The 6,632-nt window shown below is 65.9% G+C and carries 6 protein-coding genes; 4 read left to right on the top strand and 2 right to left on the bottom strand.

The genetic code is table 11. The features are described 5' to 3' along the window. Together QU481_RS20065 and QU481_RS20060 are read right to left on the bottom strand one after the other, a co-directional pair. Window positions 1-472: transposase domain-containing protein (locus QU481_RS20065; RefSeq protein ID WP_289831787.1), on the bottom strand; the 472-nt coding region annotated here is incomplete at its 3' end. A 296-nt stretch (window positions 473-768) separates the two neighbouring features. Further along, a complete protein-coding gene (locus QU481_RS20060; protein WP_289831786.1) occupies window positions 769-2,403 on the bottom strand; it encodes a methyl-accepting chemotaxis protein in 1,635 nt (544 codons plus the stop codon). A 211-nt stretch (window positions 2,404-2,614) separates the two neighbouring features. Between QU481_RS20060 and QU481_RS20055 the strand changes: the two genes are divergently transcribed. From QU481_RS20055 to QU481_RS20040, 4 genes are all read left to right on the top strand, one after another. Next, window positions 2,615-3,211 (top strand): Maf family protein, encoded by a 597-nt coding sequence (locus QU481_RS20055; RefSeq protein WP_289831785.1) that lies wholly within the window; start codon window positions 2,615-2,617, stop codon window positions 3,209-3,211. An 11-nt stretch (window positions 3,212-3,222) separates the two neighbouring features. Beyond that, window positions 3,223-4,719 carry a ribonuclease G gene (gene rng, locus QU481_RS20050; RefSeq protein ID WP_289831784.1) on the top strand — a complete coding sequence of 499 codons (1,497 nt, stop codon included), beginning with the start codon at window positions 3,223-3,225 and terminating at the stop codon, window positions 4,717-4,719. 170 nt (window positions 4,720-4,889) lie between these two features. Beyond that, window positions 4,890-5,672: a serine O-acetyltransferase gene (cysE, locus tag QU481_RS20045; RefSeq protein WP_289831783.1), complete on the top strand. Its 783-nt coding sequence runs from the start codon at window positions 4,890-4,892 to the stop codon at window positions 5,670-5,672. Window positions 5,673-5,768: 96 nt separating this feature from the next. After that, the gene (locus QU481_RS20040; RefSeq protein WP_289831782.1) at window positions 5,769-6,611 is read left to right on the top strand and encodes a 2OG-Fe(II) oxygenase family protein; all 843 of its coding nucleotides are present in this window, start codon (window positions 5,769-5,771) and stop codon (window positions 6,609-6,611) included. The last annotated feature ends 21 nt before the right edge of the window (window positions 6,612-6,632 follow it).

Here is a 6,632-nt window from a genome sequence, read left to right as displayed (position 1 = left end):
ACTGCGGATAGCTGGCGGCTACGCCGGAGGCATAAGCCTGTGCTCCGAAGTGCTGACGATTCTCTGGGGTATCCGAGGTACGCAGCGTACTGCCATCAATCGCGTAGCGGGCCAATCCGCGCCAGCTTCTTCCCTGCTGATGCCGCTCATCCCAAACCAGCGCGCTGAGCCCGAAGAGTTGGGCCAACGGTTCCTCGCCGAGGCGCTGCCGCGCCTGGGTCAAGGCGCTCTTGGCAATATCTGGATTGACCTCGTCAGGCAGCACCAGATCGAGATGAGCGACGACCTCCGGGATGGGCTGATGCCGGTACATAGCCAACGCAATGACCAGCCAGACGACCTGTTCGGCCGGCAATCTACGCCGGCGCACGCTGGCTTTGCCGGTCACTGCAAGCGCGTGGGCGATCCATGCCGGGTCAATTTGCTGAGAAAGTGCAGAGAAATCAGGGTGTTTATGAGCCTTGCCTACCATCTGGACCAACGTGAGGGAGTCAACTTGGCCGGAGTATGAGCAAGATTCGCGCCATGAAAAATGCCGTTCACTTGCTTAAGTGAACGGCATTACCCCAATCGGGGCCCTATTTTTTTTGTGCGTCGTTCGGTGAGCCTTTGCCGGCCGAGCGGCCCAGCCGGCACGCCCACCGCTGCCGCGGGACCGCGGAAGACCAGCCCTCGACGGGTTGCCGTTACCGCCCCTCGCTCGCAGGCAGCAAAACGGGCGCCCTCCGGCGCCCGCCCATGTTCGGACAATCGACTCAGAACCTGTTCTCAGATCACGAAGCCGCTCAGCGACAGGTTCAACGTCTGAGCGCTGCCTTCCAGGCTCTTCGCCTCGCTGCTCAGGCTGCCGGTCTCGTGTGCGGTAGCGTGCGAATGTTGCTCCAGCTCGGCGAGCGCCCCACTCATCGCCTGGATGTCGCTGCGGATTTCGCGGGTCTGTGCCAGTGCGCTCTGGAACGCTTGGCTCAACTCGCCGATGAGGCCGTTTGTATCGTCCAGCGTATGCTGCACTCCGGCCGAGGCCTCTGCGAGCTCGCCGGCCTCGCCCCCATGCTCGGCGATGTTGGCCGCGGTGTCGGCAATGGTGGCCAACAGCGAGCTGGTGAGCTGATTCGTTTCGGCCAGTGTGTCCTGGGTCTGGCCGGCAAGCTTCCTCACCTCGTCGGCCACCACCGCAAAACCGCGCCCGGCCTCGCCGGCGCGCGCCGCCTCGATCGCCGCGTTCAGCGCCAACAGATTGGTCTGCTCGGAAATGCCGGCGATCCGGCCGAGCACGCCGGTGATCGCGTTCACATCCTGGCTCAGCGCGGCGAAACGCTCGCCGAGCGAGCGGTTGGCGTCGACATGACGGCTCAGCCCATCGGCCAGCGCGCCGACATGCTGGCGCGACTCGGCCAACTGCGCCGACACCCCGGCGATGCGCCCTTCCAGCGCGCCGACGCTGCCGGCGGTGCTGTCGGCCAGCGTCTGGATGTGGGTGGCATGGCTGGCCAGCTCGCCGAGGCGCTGCTGGCCGCGCTGCGCGGTGGCCTGCAGGTTGAACGCGCTCTGCTGCACGTTCTCGGCGCTATGGAAGGTGTTGCGGGCGTTACTCGACACATCATGCAGGATCTGGCGGAACGCCTCGGCCAGCCGGTTGAACTGCCCAGCCATGCGGGCGATCTCGTCGTTGCCCTGCACCTTCAGCTGCTGGGTCAGGTCCTGACGGATGGCGGTCTGCTCGATGTGCTGGGCGATACGGCCGAGCGAGCCGGCCAGCCAGCGCGCCAGCACCCAGGCGATCACCCCGCCGATCAGGAGACTGATCGCGCCGATGCCCAACGCGCTCTGCAGCGCCTCGCGGCGCGCCTCGGCCACCGCGGTGAGCGGCACGTCAGCGGCCATCACCACGCGCTGCCCGCCGATCACTTGCGGGATGAACACCGAGCGGAAGCTGCCGTACTGGTCGCGGTACTCGTCGTAGTCCTGCGTTCCGCTGGCGAAGGCGCGGCGCAGCCCCTCGCTGGCGTCGTAGGGCTGCAGGTGGTGGCCGAACTTGCCTTTGGCGCGCTCCTGCTCACCGGCACCGTCGGCCAGGTACACCACCTTGCCGTCGCGCTGGCCGAGCAGGTACAGGTAGGCGACACCGAATGGGCGCGCATACTCGTCGAGACGGCGGGCATTGTCGACCATTTCGGGCAGGCCGACCTTGCCCGGGGTGTACATGCGGCCGAGGAAGTCGTTGCCGAGCAGCAGCGGCACGGCGCGCGCGGTGGCGTTCAGCCGGGTGTCGATCTCGGCCATGCTGTGGGCGCTGCTGGCCCAATAGCAGTACGTCGTGTAGGCCGACACGGTCAGCAAATTCATTGCCAGGAACAGACAGGTCAGTTTGGTTCGCAGGGACCAACGGGACAGCCAGCGCATCGGCGGTAATCTCCGAAAAAAACGGATAAAGTCGGGAAAGCGACGATTGAATAGAAAACCTCTTTGTCATGCAATAGTTTAGGTGAGCACGCCATTAAATTTACCATTGTCATTAAACATTAATGGGAAGACATTATGTGGCGCGGCCCTGCCGTTGCCCGAGCGGCTCTGGTACTCTTGAGCGATCGATCCACTCTCGCTTCCGCCCGGCATGACTGCAACTTCGAACCTGCTTTATCTCGCCTCCGGCAGCCCGCGCCGCCGTGAACTCCTGGAACATCTCGGCATCATTCTGGAACGTATCCACGCCGACATCGACGAGTCGGTGCTGCCCGGCGAGGATGCGGTCCGCTATACCGAGCGGCTGGCCGAGTCCAAGGCCGCGGCCGGCTGGCAGGTGGTGACGAACTGCGGTCTGCCGAGCCATCCGCTCCTGGCGGCCGACACCACGGTGACGCTGGATGGCGAAATCTTCGGCAAACCCGTCGACGCCGACGACGCGCGCCGCATGCTGCGCGCCATCTCCGGCCGCGAACACCAGGTGATCACCTCGGTGGCGGTGCGCCAGGACGACACCGTGAAAGTCGCCACGTCGGTGACCACGGTGCGCTTCAAGACGCTGTCGGACGACGAGATCGAGCGCTATGTCGCCAGCGGCGAGCCGTTCGACAAGGCCGGTGGCTATGGCATCCAGGGCCGCGCCGGGGTGTTCGTCGAGCACCTCGACGGCAGCTTCACCGGCGTGGTCGGCCTGCCGCTCTACGAAACCGCCCAATTGCTCGCCGAATTCGGCCTGACCTTGTCCTGAAGGGGATCGCCATGCTGCACCAACCCATTCCCCTGCCCCGCGACCTGCCGCGCCCACGCGAGCAGATTCTGGTCAACATCACGCCGCAGGAGACCCGCGTCGCGGTGGTCGAGGACAGCGTCGTGCAGGAACTGCATGTCGAGCGTGCCGCCAGCCGCGGCATCGTCGGCAATATCTACCTCGGCCAGGTCAAGCGCGTGCTGCCGGGCATGCAGAGCGCCTTCATCGAAATCGGCCTGGAGCGCGCCGCCTTCCTGCACATCGCCGATGTGCTGGAGCAGCGCCAGCACCCGACCGAGCCGCAGCGCATCGAACGGATGCTGTTCGAGGGCCAGACCGTGCTGGTGCAGGTGATCAAGGACCCGATCGGGACGAAAGGCGCGCGCCTGTCGACGCAGATCAGCCTGGCCGGCCGCTTTCTCGTCCACCTGCCGCAGGACGAGCACATCGGCATTTCGCAGAAGATCGAACACGAGGTCGACCGGCTGTCGCTGAAGAGCCGGCTGGAAAAACTGCTGCCGGACGACAGCCCGCACGGCTACATCATCCGCACCAGCGCCGAGACCGCCACCGACATCGAGCTCGAGGCCGACGTCGCCTACCTGTCCAAGCTGTGGAGCGACATCCAGACCCGTGCCAAAACCAGCCCGGCCCAGACGCTGCTGTACCAGGACCTGCCGCTTAGCTTACGGGTGCTGCGCGACATGGTCAGCGACAGCACGCTGTCAGTGGTAGTCGACTCCACCGAGAACTACGGCAAGATGGTCGAGTTCGCCGAGCAGTACGTGAACCAGGCGGTGGCCAAGATCGAGCGCTACAGCGGCGAGCGGCCGCTGTTCGAGCTGCACGGCATCGAGGCCGAGATCGACAAGGCGCTGGCGCGACGCGTCAACCTGAAGTACGGCGGTTACCTGATCATCGACCAGACCGAGGCGATGACCACGATCGACGTCAACACCGGCGGCTTCGTCGGCACGCGCAATTTCGACGAGACCATCTACAAGACCAACCTCGAGGCCACCTACGCGATCGCACGCCAGCTGCGGCTGCGCAACCTCGGCGGCATCATCATCGTCGACTTCATCGACATGGATAACGAGGAGCACCGCAACCAGGTGCTGTCGGAACTCGCGAAGACGCTGGCGCGCGACCGCACCCGCGTCACGCTGAACGGCTTCACCAGCCTGGGCTTGGTAGAGATCACCCGCAAGCGCACCCGCGAGAGCCTGGCGCACGTGCTGTGCGAGCCGTGTCCGACCTGCCAGGGACGCGGCGAGATCAAGACCGCGCAGACGGTGTGCTACGAGGTGCAGCGCGAGATCGTGCGCGAGGCGCGCAAGTTCGACGCGAAGAGCTTCCGCATCCTGGCCGCCCAGCCGGTGATCGACATGTTCCTCGACGAGGAGTCGCAGTCCCTGGCGATGCTGATCGACTTCATCGGCAAGCCGATCTCGCTGTCGGTGGAGAGCACCTATACGCAGGAGCAGTTCGACGTGGTCTTGCAGTAAGCCCGCGTCACTCCGCCACGGCCCCTGCCGCAACGCAGGGGCCATTGTTTTTCACGCGCCGGCCGACTCGGCCAACTCATGCCCATGACATGGGCAAGGCGCGCAATAATACCAAGCAATGAAATGATACTGTGCGTGACCATCGGGCCCCACGCCGCCTGGAGTTTGCAATGATCGATGCCAACGCCGACCCGATGTGGGCGGCGATCCTGACCGAAACCGCCGCCGCCGCCGAGGCCGAACCGCTGCTGGCGAGCTTCCTGCACATGACGGTACTGCGCCACAACCGTTTCGAGGACGTGCTGGCCTTCCACCTGTCGAGCAAGCTCGCCAGCCCGACCATGGACGCGCGCGCGCTGATGGAGCTGTTCCGCGAGGCGCTCGAGGCCGACTGTTCCATCAGCCGCGCCGCGCGCGCCGACATCCAGGCCTGCTACGACCGCGACCCGGCCTGCGATGCCTATTCGATGCCGCTGTTGTACTTCAAGGGCTTCCACGCCATCCAGAGCCAGCGCATCACCCACTGGTTGTGGAAACAGGGCCGCAAGACGCTGGCCTACTTCCTGCAGAACCGCATCTCCGAAGTGATGGGCGCCGATATCCATCCGGCCGCGCGCATCGGCGAAGGGGTGATGCTCGATCACGGCACCGGCGTGGTGGTCGGTGAAACCGCGGTGATCGGCGACAACGTGTCGCTGCTGCAGGGCGTGACGCTGGGCGGCACCGGCAAGGAGCACGGCGACCGCCATCCGAAGATCGGCAACGGCGTGCTGATCGGCGCCAATGCCAGCATCCTCGGCAACATCAGCATCGGCCAGGGCGCCAAGGTCGGCGCCGGTAGCGTGGTGCTCGACGACGTGCCGCCGCACACCACCGTGGTCGGCGTGCCGGCGCGCGAAGCCGGTCGTCCGGACGAGGATATGCCGGCGCTCGGCATGGACCAGCGCGTCTGAGCCAGGCCCCGCGCGACCCACTGCCTCCCCATTCGGCCAACCTTCTCTGCTAAGGTTGGCCGAAACCTTTTTCGTCCCCCGAACAGGAGTCCCCCCATGCAGGTCAGCGTCGTCGATTACCGTGCCGCCGATGCGGCCGAACAGTTCACCCGCTCGCTCCGCGACACCGGCTTCGCCGTGCTGGTGAACCACCCGATCCCGCAGACGCAGGTCGAGGCGATCTACGCCGACTGGCTGGCCTTCTTCGACGGCGACGCCAAGCGAGACTACGCGTTCTCGGTCGACACCCAGGACGGCTGGTTCTCCACCCAGGTGTCCGAAACCGCCAAGGGCCACACCGAGAAGGACCTGAAGGAGTACTACCACGTCTACCCGTGGGGACGGATCCCGACGGCGCTGCGCCGGCCGACGCTGGACTACTACGAGCTCGCCACCGGCCTCGCCGCCGAGCTGCTCGGCTGGGTGGAGCGCCATACCCCGGCCGAGGTGGCGCACCATTTCAGCGAACCCTTGTCCGGCATGATCGCCGAGAGCCGTCAGACCTTGCTGCGCGTGCTGCGCTACCCACCGCTGACCGGAGCCGAACCGGCAGGCGCCTTGCGCGCCGCCCCGCACGAGGACATCAACCTGCTGACGCTGCTGCCGGCCGCCAACGCGCCGGGCCTGCAGGTGCGCGCCCGCGACGGTGCGTGGCTCGACGTGCCGTGCGACTTCGGCATGCTGATCGTCAATATCGGCGACATGTTGCAGGAGGCTTCGCGCGGCTATTTCCCGTCCACCACCCACCGGGTGGTCAACCCGAGCGGCGACGCAGCCCGGCACAGCCGCGTTTCGTTGCCGTTATTCCTGCACCCGCGCCCCGAAGTGGTGCTGTCAGAACGTCACAGCGCCGGCAGCTACCTGGCCGAACGGCTGCGCGAGCTGGGCGTGAAGCCCTGAGCACGGCTACGGCCAGCAGCA

The organism is Crenobacter oryzisoli, assembly GCF_030385785.1.
GTDB lineage: Bacteria > Pseudomonadota > Gammaproteobacteria > Burkholderiales > Chromobacteriaceae > Crenobacter_A > Crenobacter_A oryzisoli.
This window is presented reverse-complemented; position numbering and strand designations above follow the sequence as displayed.